The 14,713-nt window shown below is 70.2% G+C and carries 12 protein-coding genes; 4 read left to right on the top strand and 8 right to left on the bottom strand.

All coding sequences use genetic code 11. The annotated features are described in order from the left end of the window. Positions 1-11: 11 nt before the first annotated feature. Genes zwf through tkt form a run of 3 tightly spaced genes read right to left on the bottom strand, consistent with a single transcriptional unit; the run spans position 12 to position 4,785 of the window. Positions 12-1,553 (bottom strand): glucose-6-phosphate dehydrogenase, encoded by a 1,542-nt coding sequence (gene zwf / locus LX14_RS15220; protein WP_253648201.1) that lies wholly within the window; start codon positions 1,551-1,553, stop codon positions 12-14. 8 nt (positions 1,554-1,561) lie between these two features. Next, positions 1,562-2,680 (bottom strand): transaldolase, encoded by a 1,119-nt coding sequence (gene tal, locus LX14_RS15215; protein ID WP_253648200.1) that lies wholly within the window; start codon positions 2,678-2,680, stop codon positions 1,562-1,564. Further along, positions 2,677-4,785 (bottom strand): transketolase, encoded by a 2,109-nt coding sequence (gene tkt, locus LX14_RS15210; protein WP_253648199.1) that lies wholly within the window; start codon positions 4,783-4,785, stop codon positions 2,677-2,679. Before tkt ends, tal begins: the two co-directional genes overlap by 4 nt. A 304-nt stretch (positions 4,786-5,089) precedes the next feature. Between tkt and LX14_RS15205 the strand changes: the two genes are divergently transcribed. Continuing rightward, positions 5,090-6,064 carry a heme o synthase gene (locus LX14_RS15205; protein ID WP_372505421.1) on the top strand — a complete coding sequence of 325 codons (975 nt, stop codon included), beginning with the start codon at positions 5,090-5,092 and terminating at the stop codon, positions 6,062-6,064. A 15-nt stretch (positions 6,065-6,079) separates the two neighbouring features. Here the strand turns inward: LX14_RS15205 and LX14_RS15200 are convergent, their stop codons facing one another. Continuing rightward, entirely contained in the window at positions 6,080-7,063 is a 984-nt protein-coding gene (locus LX14_RS15200; protein ID WP_253648197.1) for a quinone oxidoreductase family protein, read from the bottom strand. Between the two features lie 59 nt (positions 7,064-7,122). On the opposite strand from LX14_RS15200, the gene LX14_RS15195 reads away from it, so the two are divergent. Next, a complete protein-coding gene (locus tag LX14_RS15195; RefSeq protein ID WP_253648196.1) occupies positions 7,123-7,470 on the top strand; it encodes a hypothetical protein in 348 nt (115 codons plus the stop codon). Positions 7,471-7,497: 27 nt separating this feature from the next. Here LX14_RS15195 and LX14_RS15190 read toward each other — a convergent pair whose 3' ends face one another. The 4 genes from LX14_RS15190 to mptB form a co-directional block, all read right to left on the bottom strand. Then, complete coding sequence (locus LX14_RS15190) at positions 7,498-8,448, bottom strand: COX15/CtaA family protein (protein ID WP_253648552.1); 951 nt, start codon at positions 8,446-8,448, stop codon at positions 7,498-7,500. Positions 8,449-8,513: 65 nt separating this feature from the next. Beyond that, positions 8,514-9,323 (bottom strand): ABC transporter permease, encoded by an 810-nt coding sequence (locus LX14_RS15185; RefSeq protein ID WP_253648195.1) that lies wholly within the window; start codon positions 9,321-9,323, stop codon positions 8,514-8,516. Beyond that, positions 9,320-10,255 carry an ABC transporter ATP-binding protein gene (locus tag LX14_RS15180; protein ID WP_253648194.1) on the bottom strand — a complete coding sequence of 312 codons (936 nt, stop codon included), beginning with the start codon at positions 10,253-10,255 and terminating at the stop codon, positions 9,320-9,322. Before LX14_RS15180 ends, LX14_RS15185 begins: the two co-directional genes overlap by 4 nt. A gap of 70 nt (positions 10,256-10,325) precedes the next feature. Continuing rightward, complete coding sequence (mptB, locus tag LX14_RS15175; RefSeq protein WP_372505420.1) at positions 10,326-12,131, bottom strand: polyprenol phosphomannose-dependent alpha 1,6 mannosyltransferase MptB; 1,806 nt, start codon at positions 12,129-12,131, stop codon at positions 10,326-10,328. A gap of 262 nt (positions 12,132-12,393) precedes the next feature. Between mptB and LX14_RS15170 the strand changes: the two genes are divergently transcribed. Together LX14_RS15170 and sufB are read left to right on the top strand one after the other, a co-directional pair. Next, positions 12,394-13,236 carry a helix-turn-helix transcriptional regulator gene (locus tag LX14_RS15170; RefSeq protein ID WP_253648193.1) on the top strand — a complete coding sequence of 281 codons (843 nt, stop codon included), beginning with the start codon at positions 12,394-12,396 and terminating at the stop codon, positions 13,234-13,236. After that, a complete protein-coding gene (gene sufB / locus LX14_RS15165) occupies positions 13,223-14,674 on the top strand; it encodes a Fe-S cluster assembly protein SufB (RefSeq protein WP_253648192.1) in 1,452 nt (483 codons plus the stop codon). The genes LX14_RS15170 and sufB overlap by 14 nt, the downstream gene beginning before the upstream one ends. Positions 14,675-14,713 lie beyond the last annotated feature (39 nt).

Genomic DNA, 14,713 nt, shown 5'->3' with positions numbered 1-14,713 from the left:
GGAGTGGTGGGTCACGGACGACGCCAGGTGCGTCCGACGCGGTTCATCATCTCGTCGGCCGATCGCGGACCCCAGGTGCCGGACTCGTAGGTGTCGGGGCGACCCGAGTCGGCCCATGCCCGCAGGACGGGGTCGAGGATCTTCCACGACAGCTCGACCTCGTCGTTCACGGGGAACAGCGACGGCTCACCGAGCAGGACGTCGAGGATGAGGCGCTCGTAGGCCTCCGGGGAGGACTCGGTGAACGCCTGGCCGTAGCTGAAGTCCATGTTGACGTCACGGACCTGCATGCTCGACCCGGGAACCTTCGACCCGAACCGCAGCGTGATGCCCTCGTCGGGCTGGACGCGGATCACCAGGGCGTTCTCGCCGAGCTCCTCGGTCATCGTCTTGTCGAACGGGAGGTGCGGGGCCCGCTTGAAGACCAGGGCGATCTCGGTCACCCGGCGGCCCAGCCGTTTCCCGGTCCGCAGGTAGAACGGGACACCCGCCCAGCGGCGGCTGTCCACCTCGACGGCGATGGCGGCGTAGGTCTCGGTGATGGAGTCCTGGGCGAACCCCTCCTCGTCGACGAGGCCGGGCACCTCGGTGCTGCCCTGCCACCCGGGTCCGTACTGCCCGCGCGCGGTGTTCAGCTCCAGGGGGAGCACGTTGCGGGTCGCCGACAGGACCTTGATCTTCTCGTTCTGCAACTCGCGCGGCTCGAACGAGACGGGCTCCTCCATCGCCACGAGGGCGAGCAGCTGCAGCAGGTGGTTCTGGATGACGTCCCGTGCGGCGCCGATGCCGTCGTAGTAGCCGGCACGGCCACCGAGGCCGATGTCCTCGGCCATGGTGATCTGCACGTGGTCGACGTAGTGCGAACTCCACAGGGGATCGAACAGCTGATTGGCGAACCGCAGGGCCAGGATGTTCTGGACGGTCTCCTTTCCCAGGTAGTGGTCGATCCGGAACACCGCGTCCTCCGGGAAGACCCGGTTGACCACGGCGTTGAGTTCCTGCGCGCTGGTGAGGTCGTGGCCGAACGGCTTCTCGATGACGACGCGTCGCCAGTGCTCGTCGGTCTGATCCGCCAGGCCCGACCGCTGCAGCTGCTCGCAGACGGTCGGGAAGGCCCCGGGCGGGATCGACAGGTAGAACGCGTGGTTCCCGTCGGTGCCACGCTGCCGGTCGAGGTCGGCGAGGACCTCCGACAGCTGATCGAACGCGGCGTCGTCGTCGAAGGCCCCCTGCACGAAGCGGAAGCCCTCGGACAGGCGCTCCCACACCTCCTCGCGGAACGGGGTCCGCGAGTGTTCGCGGACGGCGTCGTGCACGATCTGCCCGAAATCCTGGTCGTCCCAGTCCCGTCGGGCAAACCCGACCAGGGCGAAACTCGGTGGCAGCAGTCCGCGCGCGGCGAGGTCGTACACGGCCGGCATGAGCTTGCGCCGGGCGAGGTCGCCGGTGACGCCGAAGATGACCAGGCTGCACGGCCCCGCGATCCGGGGCAGACGCTTGTCGCGTGAGTCCCGGAGCGGGTTGGACCACGCGGTGTCGATGGTCGCGGTCACCGGCGGCGTCAGCTCTTGGCGGAGTCGAGCTGCTCGCTCGTCGCGTCGAGCAGCTCGCCCCAGGCCTTCTCGAACTTCTCGACGCCCTCGTTCTCGAGGGTGAGGAAGACGTCGGTGAGGTCGATGCCCAGGTCGGAGATCTTCGCGAAGACCTCCTCGGACTCCGGTCCGCGTCCGATGAGCGACTCGGTGTTCACCTCGCCGTGGTCGGCGAAGGCGTCCATCGTCTTCTCCGGCATGGTGTTGACCGTGTTCGGGGCGACGAGTTCGCTGACGTACAGCGTGTCGGGGTAGTCGGGGTTCTTCACGCCGGTCGACGCCCAGAGTGCGCGCTGGGGGAGCGCACCGTCGGCGAGCAGCGCCTGGAAGCGGGACCCGACCTCGAACACCTGCTGGTAGGCGACGTACGCCAACCGGGCGTTGGCCAGTGCGGCCTTGCCCTTGAGCTCGACGGCGTCGGGCGTGCCGATCGCGTCGAGCCGACTGTCGACCTCGGTGTCGACGCGGGAGACGAAGAACGACGCCACCGACAGCACCGTCGACAGGTCGTGCCCGGCGGCCTTCGCCTGCTCGAGGCCGTCGAGGTAGGCGTCCATCACCAGGCGGTAGCGCTCGACAGAGAAGATCAGCGTCACGTTGACGCTGATGCCCTCGGCCAGGGTCTTGGTGATCGCCGGGATGCCCTCTTCGGTGGCCGGGATCTTGATGAACATGTTGGGCCGGTCGACCGTCTTCCACAGGTCGATCGCCTGGGCCGCGGTCTTGTCGGCGTCGTGGGCGATGCGGGGGTCGACCTCGATCGACACGCGACCGTCCACACCGTTGGTCGCGTCGTAGACGGGACGCAGCACGTCGCAGGCGTTGCGGACGTCGTCGGTGGTGATGGTGCGGATCGCGGAGTCGACGTCGGCACCGTGCGACGCGAGGTCGTTCACCTGGTCGTCGTAGGCCGAGCCCGACGACAGTGCGGCCTGGAAGATCGACGGGTTGGTGGTGACGCCCACGACCGACTTGGTCTCGACGAGCTCGGCGAGGTTGCCCGACGAGATGCGCTCGCGCGACAGGTCGTCGAGCCACACCGACACGCCGGCGTCGGAGAGGGCCTTGAGGTTCGGGTTCTGGCTCATGCGGATTGTCCCTTCACGGACGTGATGGAGCGCTGCGCTGCGGCGACGACGGCCTCGACGGTGAAGCCGTACTCGCGGAACAGTGTCTGGTAGTCGGCGGATTCACCGAAGTTCTCCAGCGAGATGATCTCGCCGTGGCCGCCGACGATCGGGTACCACGGCATCGCGATCCCCGCCTCGACGGAGACGCGGGCCGCCACGGTGGGCGGCAGCACCTGGTCGCGGTAGTTCTGGTCCTGGCTCATGAACCACTCGACACACGGCATGGACACCACGCGCGTGCCGATGCCCTTCTCCTCCAACGAGTTCGCACCGTCGACGGCGAGCGAGAGCTCGGATCCGGTGGCCACGATGATCACCTCGGGCTCGGGCGTCGAGGAGTCCTTGAGCACGTATCCGCCCTTGGCGACGCCCTCGGCCGAGGTGCCCTCCAGGATCGGGATGTTCTGGCGGGTCAGGGCCAGACCGACCGGGCCGCTGCTCGACGAGCGCGCGATGACCGACTTCCACGCGTACGCGGTCTCGTTCGCGTCACCGGGACGCACCACCGACAGGTTCGGGATGGCGCGCAGCGCGGCGAGGTGCTCGATGGGCTGGTGGGTGGGGCCGTCCTCGCCCAGACCGATCGAGTCGTGCGTCCACACGTAGATCGGGTCGATGTCCATCAGCGAGGCGAGGCGCACCGCGGGGCGCATGTAGTCGGAGAACTGCATGAACGTGCCGCCGTAGACGCGCGTGGGGCCGTGCAGCACGATGCCGGACAGGATCGCACCCATCGCGTGCTCGCGGACACCGAAGTGCAGTGTGCGCCCGTAGGGCTCGGCGTCCCAGTCGTCGGTGGAGATCGACGTCGGGCCGAAGGACTTCGCACCCTCGATGGTGGTGTTGTTGGAGCCGGCGAGGTCGGCCGAGCCGCCCCACAGCTCGGGCAGCACCGGGCCGAGCGCACCGAGCACCTTGCCCGACGCCGACCGGGTGGCGACCGCCTTGTCGCCCGGGTTCCAGGTGGGGAGCACATCCGCCCACCCCTCCGGCAGTTCGTCCTTGGTCAGGCGGTCCAGGAGCGCGCGACGCTCGGGGTTCGCCGACGACCACTTCTCGAACTCGTCGGACCACTGCTCGTGGGCGTGGCGTCCCCGCTCGAGGAGTCCGCGGGTGTGCGCGATGACGTCGTCGTCGACCTCGAAGGTCTTCTCCGGGTCGAACCCGAGGATCTTCTTGACCTCGGCGACCTCGTCGTCACCCAGGGCCGCACCGTGTGCGGCACCGGTGTTCATCTTCGTGGGCGCCGGGAAGCCGATGATCGTCCGCAGGATGATGATCGACGGCTTGTCGGTGACGGCCTTGGCGGCCTCGACGGCCTCGAGGATGCCGGTGACGTTCTCGCCGCCCTCGACGTACTGGACGTGCCAGCCGTAGGCCTCGTAGCGCTTGGCGGTGTCCTCGCTCAGGGCGATGTCGGTGTTGTGCTCGATGGAGATCTTGTTGTCGTCGTAGAAGACGACGAGGTTGCCGAGCTGCTGCGTACCGGCGAGCGACGACGCCTCGGAGGTGATGCCCTCCTCGATGTCGCCGTCGGAGGCGATCGCGTAGATGAAGTGGTCGAAGATGCTCTGACCCTCGGGAGCGTCCGGGTCGAACAGACCGCGCTCGCGGCGGGCGGCCATGGCCATGCCCACCGCCGAGGCGAGTCCCTGGCCCAGCGGGCCCGTGGTGATCTCCACGCCGCGGGTGTGCCGGAACTCGGGGTGACCGGGGGTCTTCGACTTGAACGTCCGCAGCGCCTCGAGATCGGACAGCTCGAGACCGAACCCTCCGAGGTACAGCTGGATGTACAGGGTCAGCGACGAGTGACCACACGACAGGATGAAACGGTCACGACCGAGCCACGCCGTGTCGTTCGGGTCGTGGCGCATGATGCGCTGGAAGAGCGTGTAGGCCAGCGGCGCGAGGCTCATGGCCGTACCGGGGTGACCGGATCCACACTTCTGGACCGCGTCGGCGGCGAGAACCCGGATCGTGTCGACGGCGCGGGTGTCCACGTCGGTCCAGTCGTCGGGGTGCGACGCCTGGGTGAGGGAACGGATCTCGTCTGTCACAGCCACGATGTGGGGATCTCCTGTATCGATGTCGGTGCGGTGCCGAAGTACGGGGATGGGGTTCGGCGTGCGGACGGGGCGACCACGTGCTCAACCCTAGTCGCCGTACCCATCGCCGGGAGCCCGGACATGGGGCGGTGTCGACCGTGCGGGCCCTGTGTCCGTTTGTGGTCGGCGGGGTGGGTCCGTCTACCATTCCCTGTAGTAGACGCGCGCTCCGTCGCCCGATCGGGCCCGGCACGCGCGCGGGGTCAGCCGGCACGCGACGATGCGCACCGGGTCGACGAGCGTAGCGGGAGAACCAGTGGAGATGGGTCACAGCGGCGGCGCTCGTACGTCGGCCGCCCCCCGGCCCCCCGCGGGTGACCCCGGTCCGTCGACACCGCTGCGCCGCGCCCGCGATCTCGTCCTCGCCTACATCGCGCTGACCAAGCCGCGCGTCATCGAACTGCTGCTGGTCGCGACGGTGCCCGTGATGCTCCTGGCCGACCGCGGATCGGTCGACATCGGGCTGATCGCCGTGACCCTGGTCGGTGGATGGCTCGGGGCGGGCAGCGCCAACACGTTGAACATGGTCGTCGACGCCGACATCGACCAGAAGATGAAGCGCACCGCCCGCCGCCCCCTGGCCCGACAGGCCGTCGGCCGGTGGCATGCGCTGGCGTTCGGCATCGTGCTCGGTGCGGCGTCGTTCGTCGTCCTGTGGCTGTTCGCGAACCTGCTGGCTGCGCTGCTCGTGATGGCGACCATCGCGTTCTACGTCGGCGTCTACACGATGATCCTCAAGCGCCGGACCTGGCAGAACGTGGTGTGGGGCGGTGCCGCCGGGTGCATGCCGACGCTGGTCGGGTGGGCCGCGGTCACCGGCAGCCTGTCCTGGCAGCCCGTGGTGCTGTTCCTGGTGATCTTCTTCTGGACGCCGCCGCACACCTGGGCCCTGGCGATGCGCTACAAGGAGGACTACGCGGCGGCCGGTGTGCCGATGCTGCCGGTCGTCGCCACCGAGCAGCAGGTCGCCCGACAGATGGTCTTCTACACCTGGGCCACGGTCGCGGCCACGCTCGTGCTGGTCCTCGCCACGGGGTGGATCTACGCCGCCGTCGCCGTGGCGGCGGGCGCATGGTTCCTGCGTGCCGTGCACAAGCTGTACGCCTCGACGCAACGCGGCGAGCCGATCGCGCCGCTGCGGGTGTTCCTGCAGTCCAACGAGTACCTGGCGATCGTCTTCTGCGGTCTCGCCCTCGACTCGGTCATCCACCTGCCGACGGTGCTCGCGACCTTCTGATCGCCCGCGCCCGGGTCAGGGGATGAGCGCGATCGATCCGGTGGTGGCCCGCGCCTCGAGATCGGTGTGCGCCTGCTGGGCCTGATCCAGCGGATAGCGGTGGTCCACGCGCATGGGCACGGTCCCGTCGGCCACGGCACCCATCACCGCCGAGGTGCGCCAGGCGAACTCCTCTGCGTCGGCGATGTGGTGCGCCAGGGTCGGGCGGGTGACGAACAACGACCCCAGCCCGTTCAGACGTTGCAGGTCGAACGGGGGGACAGGACCGCTCGCGGCGCCGAACAGCGCCACGGTTCCGCGTCGAGCCGTCGCGAGGAGGCTCTGTTCGAACGTGTCGGCCCCGACGCCGTCGTACACGGCGACGACACCCCGTCCGTCGGTGAGATCGCGCACCGTCGAGCCGACGTCGTCGCCGTAGCGCAGGACGTGCGCCGCCCCTGCGTCCCGGGACAGCTGCTCCTTGGCGTCCGTCGAGACGGTGGTGATCACCCGGATGCCGCGTGCGGCGGCCAACCGGGTGAGGATCAGTCCGACGCCGCCGGCCCCGGCGTGCATGAGCACCGTGTCGGGGCCGCCCGGGTCGTCGCTGCCGCGGGGGTGGGACACACCGTCGAGGAGGTAGTGCGCGGTGCACCCCTGGAGCAGGACCGTGGCGGCGACGGCGTCGTCGACGCCGTCGGGGACGACGACAGCCCTATCCGCCGGGACCACCACGAGCTCCGCGTAGCTGTTCGGGACGTCGCACCACGCGACGCGGGTCCCGACCTCCGGGTCGGACACGCCGTCACCGACGGCGACGACGGTGCCCGCACCCTCCGTCCCGGGGATGTACGGCGGGGTGGACGGGTAGTACCCCGACCGCAGGTAGGTGTCGATGAAGTTGACCCCGACCCCGCCGACGCGGACCAGCAGGTCACCGGGACCGGGCGTCGGGTCGTCGACGGTCACGGGCTCGAGGACCTCGGGTCCGCCGTGGCGGGACACATGGACTGCACGCATGGGTCCGTTCTACGCCCGGGCGCGGGGAACCGACCCACCGCCCCGATAGGATCCGTGGCATGGCTGAGCAGAACGCACCGGAGAGCACGGACTCCGAGAAGACCGGTTCGCCGGCGCGCGCGCCGAAGGCCGCGGTCGCGGCCGCGACCCGCTTCGTGCGCCGCGGCGGCGGTGCCGCGAGCGCCGTCATCGAGCCGATCGGGGCCTCCGGGGTACGCATCCTCATGGTCGCCCAGGACGGCGGTGTGATCGGTGACCAGGTCGTGGCCGACGTCGCCACCGCACACGCCGTGGTGGACGCCGTGGAGGGCCTCACCACCGCCGAGTGGGACCGCGAGCTCAGCAGCGTCGCGACGCCGCGCCCGGGCCACTGGAAGCAGATGGCGGGCTGGGTCGCCAACACCTGACGGACAGCTCGATCCCGTCCGGCGGGGTCAGCCGAGTTCGGCGGCCTCGCCGCGGGCGCGGATGTCGGCGTCAACCTGTGCGGGAATCAGCCGCCGGGGGCGCAGCGACACCCACAGCGCGGCGGTGGCCGCGACGCATGCCGCCGCGCCCGCCACGTGCAGCACGACGAGACCCTCGGGGATGCCGGTCGCGTACTGCGTGATCCCGATCGCGGCCTGCACGACGATGGTGGCGACGACGACGTACAGACGTCGACGGATGGCGGGCGAGGCCCCGACCGCGGCGAGACCGAAGCCCAGCGCCACGATGAGCGCGAGGTAGGCGACCATCATCTCCGCGTGGAAGTGCACGAGGGTCGTGATGGCCACCGCGAGACGCGGGACGGGCTTCTCGATGCTGGCGTCACCCGCGTGGGGTCCGGCGCCGGTCACCATGGTCCCGGCGACGAGGACGACGGCCATGATCGCGCCCGAGAGGGCGGTCAGCCACCGCAGCGGCGTCGGCACGAGGGGGAGTGCCTCGCCGTCGTCGGGTTCGCGCACCTTCTCCAGGAGCAGCACCGACAGCCACACCATCGCCATGGAGACGAGCAGGTGGATCGCGACCGTCCACCACAGCAGGCCCGTGAGCACGGTGATGCCGCCGATGACGGCCTGCGCGACCGTCGACAGGGGGATCAACCAGGCGTAGACCTTCACCTCGCGACGACGCTTCGCGCGGACCACGGCGATCACGATGGCCGCGGCGGTGGCCACGACGGCGAAGGTGAGCATCCGGTTGCCGAACTCGACGGCCTGGTGGATGCCGGCGACCTCCTGGTGCGGCTCGGGGGTGAAGCTCCCCGGGAAGCACTGGGGCCACGTCGGGCAGCCCAGGCCGGACGCGGTCACCCGCACGATGGACCCGGTGACGGCGATGCCCGCCTGGGTCACCACCACCAGGACGGCGATCACCACCTGGACGCGCCGGGAGACCATGGGCAGGAGATCGACGAGTCGTGTGAAGCCGCGGTAGAGCACGAGACCGATGGTATCGCCGCGACTCAGGTGAACCGAAAACAGCGGACGGCGGCCGCCGCGGCGACGACGCCCCACGCGATGAGGACGCCGAAACCGACCCAGTCGACCGACAGGCGCGTCGCCTGGTGCAGCGCCTCGGCGAGCGCACCCGACGGCGAGCACCGCGCCACCCAGCGCACGGCCTCGGGCACCGACGACCCGGCCACGACGAGGCTGCCGATGCCGATGAAGACGAACCACGCGATGTTGGCCAGGGCGAGCACGATCTCGGCGCGCAGCGTCCCGCCGAGCAGCAGTCCGAGCGCGGAGAAGGTCAGGGTGCCGATCGCGATGGCCACCGCCCCGACGAGGAGTCCACCCGGGCCGACGTCCCACCCGAAGGCGACACCGATCGCACCGAGGACGACGGCCTGCAGCACGACGACGATGGCGACGGCGATCGACTTGCCCGCGATGACCCCCCACCGGGGGAGCGGTGTGGCACCGAGTCGTTTGAGCGCCCCGTACCGCCGGTCGAAGCCGACCGCGATCGCCTGACCGGTGAACGCCGTCGACATGACGGCCACGGTCATGATCGCGGGCACGAACCGGTCCGCGCGCGACTCGCCGTGGGTCGCGATCGGCAGCAGGCACAGGCCGATGAGCATCGTGACGGGGATGAACAGGGTGAGCAGCAGCTGTTCGCCGTTGCGCAGCAGGAGTCGCAGCTCCATGCGCGACTGCGCCATGAGCATCTGCAGGACCGGTGCGGGCTGGGGGCGTGGGGTGAACTGCCCGGGGGTGAACCGGGGACCGCCGGAGGGGCGACGTCCGTCGGCGCGTAGGTCGGTCATCCGCGGAGGTCCCGTCCGGTGAGGTCGAGGAAGACGTCCTCGAGGCTGCGTGTCTCCACCCGCATGTCGGTGGCCAACACGTTGATGCGGGCGCACCACGCGGTCACCGCGGCGATGACCTCGGGGGTCACCGGGCCGGCCACGAGATAGGTGCCCGGCGTGACCTCGCTGGTCTCGTATTCCTCGGCGAGGATCGAGCGCAGCAGGTCCAGGTCGAGGCCGCGGGGGGCACGGAACCGCAGCTCGTTCTCGGCGCCGCGGCTGGTCACCTCGGCGGGGGTGCCGTGGGCGACGACCCGGCCCCGGTCGATGATCACGAGGTCGTCGGCGAGCTGTTCGGCCTCGTCCATGAGATGGGTCGTCAGCACGACGCACACGCCGTCGGAGCGGAGGCTGTCGATGAGTTCCCACACGAGGATCCGCGCGGCCGCGTCGAGTCCCGCGGTCGGCTCGTCGAGGAAGACCAGCTCCGGACGCCCGACCAGGGCGCAGGCGAGACCGAGCCGTTGCTGCTGACCGCCGGAGAGGCGACGGTAGGCGGTGCGTTGGGCCTCCCGGAGGCCGAGCGTGTCGAGCAGCCAGTCGGGGTCGATCGGGTCGGCGGAGTAGGCCGCGCACAGGCGCAACATCTCGCCGGCACGGGCACCCGGGTAGGCGCCGCCGCCCTGCAACATCACGCCGATACGGGGGCGCAGGGCCTCGTTGTCGGCGATGGGGTCGAGTCCGAGGATGCGGACGGTGCCGTCGTCGGGGGCGAGGAAGCCCTCGCAGATCTCGACGGTGGTGGTCTTGCCGGCCCCGTTGGGTCCGAGCAGCGCGACCACCTGGCCGCGCTCGGCACGCAGGTCGATGCCGTCGACAGCGGTCGTCCCGTCATAGCGTTTGACGAGGCCCGCGACATCCACGGCCGCAGCTCCGGTCGGGCTGTTCACGAGGACAACACTATGCGCCGCGCGGGCCGGTCCCGCCGTGGGGCAGTGCGACCGCGTCGTGCGGCCGCGATCACCGGAGCCGCTGGTCGGCGGCGCCGACCCGGGGTGTGTCGTTCGTCGCAGAGGACTCGACGGGGGACCGTACGGCCGTCGACGACGGATCGTCGTACGACGACGCGTCGGCGACGGGGTCGGATGCGCTCCCCGCGGTGTCGTCGCGGGCGCCGTCGTGGTCTCGCTCACGGCCTCGCCGCTGACCCCACGGCCGCTCGAAGAACACCGCGGTGAGCACGGCGGTCAGCAGGATCGAGGCGACGATGGCCTCGGCGAGCTGAAAGCCCCGGGTCCCGGCGCCGGTGGGGAGCACCACGACGGCGATGACGGCGGACACGGCGATCGCGACGAGGCGGAACCACCGTCCGGTCGCCCACGCGGCCAGCGGGATGATCGCCCACAGCAGGTACCACGCCTGCACGAACGGGAAGAAGACCACGAAGGTCGCCATCGCGATGCCGAGGGCGCCGAGGGGATGGACGCGGCCGGCCAGCGCGGCGAGCAGCCACCGCACGATGAAGACGCCCGCGATCAACTCGCCGATCGGCCGGGCGACGTCGAGCATGGCCTGGGTGTGGTCGCCGAGGCCGAGCACCACCCCGACGCGACCGCCGGTCACCCCCAGCAGCGTCGGCATCGACATCCACGACCGGACGACGTCCCCGGTGCTCAAGGTCTTGGTCCAGCCGAAACCGAGCCCCGTCCCGACGCACAGTCCCCCGATGACCACGGCGGCGACGGCCAGCAGCAGGCCGGCCGATCCCGCGAGCGCGATCACCGACCGCCGGGATCGCACCCACCACTGCGAGCGGGGCGCGTGCCGCAGCGCGGGCAGGGTGGCACCCCAGCGACGCGCCAGGGCGATGCCGACGAACCCGAGGGCCAGCAGCGAGGCGATCTTCACCATCGACGACGCTGCGATCACCGTCGCGCCCGCCAGCAGGAGCCATCCCGTCGCCGACGGCATCCATGATCCGGGGCGCCGCAGTCGGTGGGGGGAGTCGATGGCGCGGAAACACACCTCGATGCCGGCCAGCATCATGCCGAGCATCAGTGCCTCGTTGTGGATGCCACCGACGAGATGCAGGATCAGCAGCGGGTTGAGGGCCCCGAGCCACAGCGCGGCGACCGGCGAGACACCGCAGCGTCGCGCGAGGCGGGGGAGTGCCCACACCACCAGGCCGACGCCGACCAGGGCGACCACTCGGTGCAGCAGGATCGCGGCGGAGAGGTTGTCGCCGGTGATGTTCGTGATGGCCTTGCCGATCCAGAGGAACAGCGGGCCGTACGGGGCGGGGGTGTCGCGCCACAGGTTCGGCACCGACCGGGTGAAGACGTGGTCGACACCCAACCCTCGGACGGGGCTGATCTTGTACGGGTCCATCCCCTTGGCCGCGATCGCACTCTGCGCCAGATAGGAGTAGATGTCCTTGCTCAACAGCGGGGGCGCCACGACGATCGGCGCGAGCCACACGAGCAGTGTCCGATCCGCCTGACGGCGCGTCATCCGCCTCTCCGGACGAGACCCGCCGAGCACCTCGACGGTGAGCCGACCGACCGCGAACCGCCCCAGCATGAGCCAGGCGAGGACGAGGACGATGGTGCCGGTGATCGACAGGGTCAGCGCCGTGGTCCACATCCGCGAGGGCAGCGACAACAGACGCATCCCGGCGATCGGGTTCTGCAGGACGGGGACCGCGCCGGTGCCCAGCGAGCCGATCAGGATGAAGATCGAGCCGACGGCGCCGAAGACGCGGATCTTGGCCAGCGCGGCGCTCTCGGCGGGGAGCAGGGGCCCGACCTCGGGTTCGCGGTCGTGCATGCGGGCGACCGAGACGCCGTAGTCGCCGGGTCGATCCGCGGGAGGTGCGGTGCGTCGTCGGCGCAGCCCGAGGTAGCTCGCCGCGCTGCGCGCGCGACCGGTGAGCGCACCGATGGGGCTCGGGCGCGCCGCGGGGTCAGACACGAGTGCAGACTATCCGGCGGCGTCGCGGGACACGCCTCTCCCGACCGCGCGGGGCGCGTGCCGGGGGGATAGGTCACCCTTGCTGGCACCGTGGTCGGAATTAGGTGACACTTGTGTGGTGAAAACCTCGTCAGCCGACGCGCGCTCCGCGGAGCCGCACGTCACGATCGGTGCGGAGGGCCAGACCCGGTCCGCCGTGATCGCGTTGCTGCTCGAGCACGGGCCGTGCACGGCGAGCGAGATCGGCGACGCGCTGGGGGTCAGCGCCGGTGGTGTCCGACGTCACCTCGAGGCCCTGATCGCCGACGGGCGGGTGACATCCGGCGAGTCGTCGCGGTACGCCCGGCGGGGACGCGGCCGCCCCGCCAAGCAGTTCCGGCTGACCTCCCGCGGGCGCGGCGGCCTGCCCCACGCCTACGACGACCTCGCCGGCGCGGCCATGCGTCGTCTCCGTGACATCGGCGGCGACGCCGCCGTCCGCGCGTTCGCGGCCGATCGCATCGGTGATCTCGTGACCGGCGTCGAGCCCACCAGCCCGGAACGCGCCGAGAGCGACCCCGACGCCGTCGAACGCACCGCCGGACAGATTGCCGAGGCGCTGACGCGGTCGGGATACTCTGCCGACACCCGGCGGGTGGGCAACGGCGTCCAGATCTGCCAGCACCACTGCCCGGTCGGCCACGTCGCGACCGAGTTCCCCGAACTGTGCGAGGCGGAGACCGAACGGTTCACCGCGCTGTTGGGCACCCACGTCCAGCGGCTCGCCACGATCGCCAACGGCGACTGCGCCTGCACCACCCATGTCCCGCTCACCTCCCCGACCTCCACCGGCGCCCCTGCGGGCGACCGGGACGATCGATCCCCCGGCCCCGGCCGGGACCGATCATCACCGGCGGCCGACGTACAGCCCCCGTCGCCGACCGCCACCACCCATCGAGAGGACTCCGATGACCGTCACTGACCCCCGCACCTCTGCAGGCGCGACCTCCCCGTTGACGCAAGAGGAGACCATCGCCTCCCTGGGCACCTACGGCTACGGATGGTCGGACTCCGACGTCGCGGGCGCGAGCGCCCAGCGCGGCATCAACGAGGCCGTCGTCACCGACATCTCGTCGAAGAAGAGCGAGCCCGAGTGGATGCTCGCCGCGCGTCTCAAGGCGCTGCAGACGTTCGACCGCAAGCCGATGCCGAGCTGGGGCAGCAACCTCGACGGCATCGACTTCGACAACATCAAGTACTTCGTGCGGTCCAGCGAGAAGCAGGCGGCCACCTGGGACGACCTGCCCGCCGACATCAAGAACACCTACGACAAGCTCGGCATCCCCGAGGCCGAGAAGCAGCGTCTGGTCTCCGGTGTCGCCGCGCAGTACGAGTCCGAGGTCGTCTACCACTCGATCCGTGAGGACCTCGAGCAGCAGGGCGTGATCTTCCTCGACACCGACACCGCGCTCAAGGAGCACCCGGACCTGTTCCGGGAGTACTTCGGGTCCGTGATCCCCGCCGGCGACAACAAGTTCTCCGCGCTGAACACCGCGGTGTGGTCGGGCGGCAGCTTCATCTACGTGCCGAAGGGTGTCCACGTCGACATCCCGCTGCAGGCGTACTTCCGCATCAACACCGAGAACATGGGTCAGTTCGAGCGGACGCTGATCATCGTCGACGAGGACGCCTACGTGCACTACGTCGAGGGCTGTACCGCGCCGATCTACAAGACCGACTCGCTGCACTCCGCGGTCGTCGAGATCATCGTCAAGAAGGGCGGTCGGTGCCGGTACACGACCATCCAGAACTGGTCGAACAACGTCTACAACCTGGTCACCAAGCGCGCCAAGGCCGAGGCCGGCGCGACCATGGAGTGGGTCGACGGCAACATCGGCTCGAAGGTCACCATGAAGTACCCGGCAGTGTGGATGACCGGTGAGCACGCCAAGGGCGAGGTGCTCTCGGTGGCGTTCGCCGGGCCCGGACAGCACCAGGACACCGGCTCGAAGATGGTGCACCTCGCGCCGAACACGTCGAGCAACATCGTCTCGAAGTCCGTCGCCCGGGGTGGCGGACGGGCGTCCTACCGCGGACTGGTCCAGATCAACCGCGGCGCGCACGGCAGCCGGTCCACGGTGAAGTGCGACGCGCTCCTGGTCGACACCATCAGCCGCAGCGACACCTACCCCTACGTCGACATCCGTGAGGACGACGTCACGATGGGCCACGAGGCGACGGTGTCCAAGGTCAGCGACGACCAGCTCTTCTACCTGATGAGCCGCGGTCTGACCGAGGACGAGGCGATGGCGATGGTCGTGCGCGGCTTCGTCGAGCCCATCGCCAAGGAACTGCCCATGGAGTACGCGCTCGAGCTGAACCGGCTCATCGAGCTGCAGATGGAAGGATCGGTCGGTTGAGTTCGGCAGGCATCCCCTCGGGGACGACCCCGTCCGGTG

It is taken from the genome of Williamsia deligens (assembly GCF_024171765.1).
Lineage (GTDB): Bacteria > Actinomycetota > Actinomycetes > Mycobacteriales > Mycobacteriaceae > Williamsia_A > Williamsia_A deligens.
The sequence above is the reverse complement of the archived record's forward strand: the minus strand, read 5'-3'. Positions and strand labels throughout refer to the sequence as shown.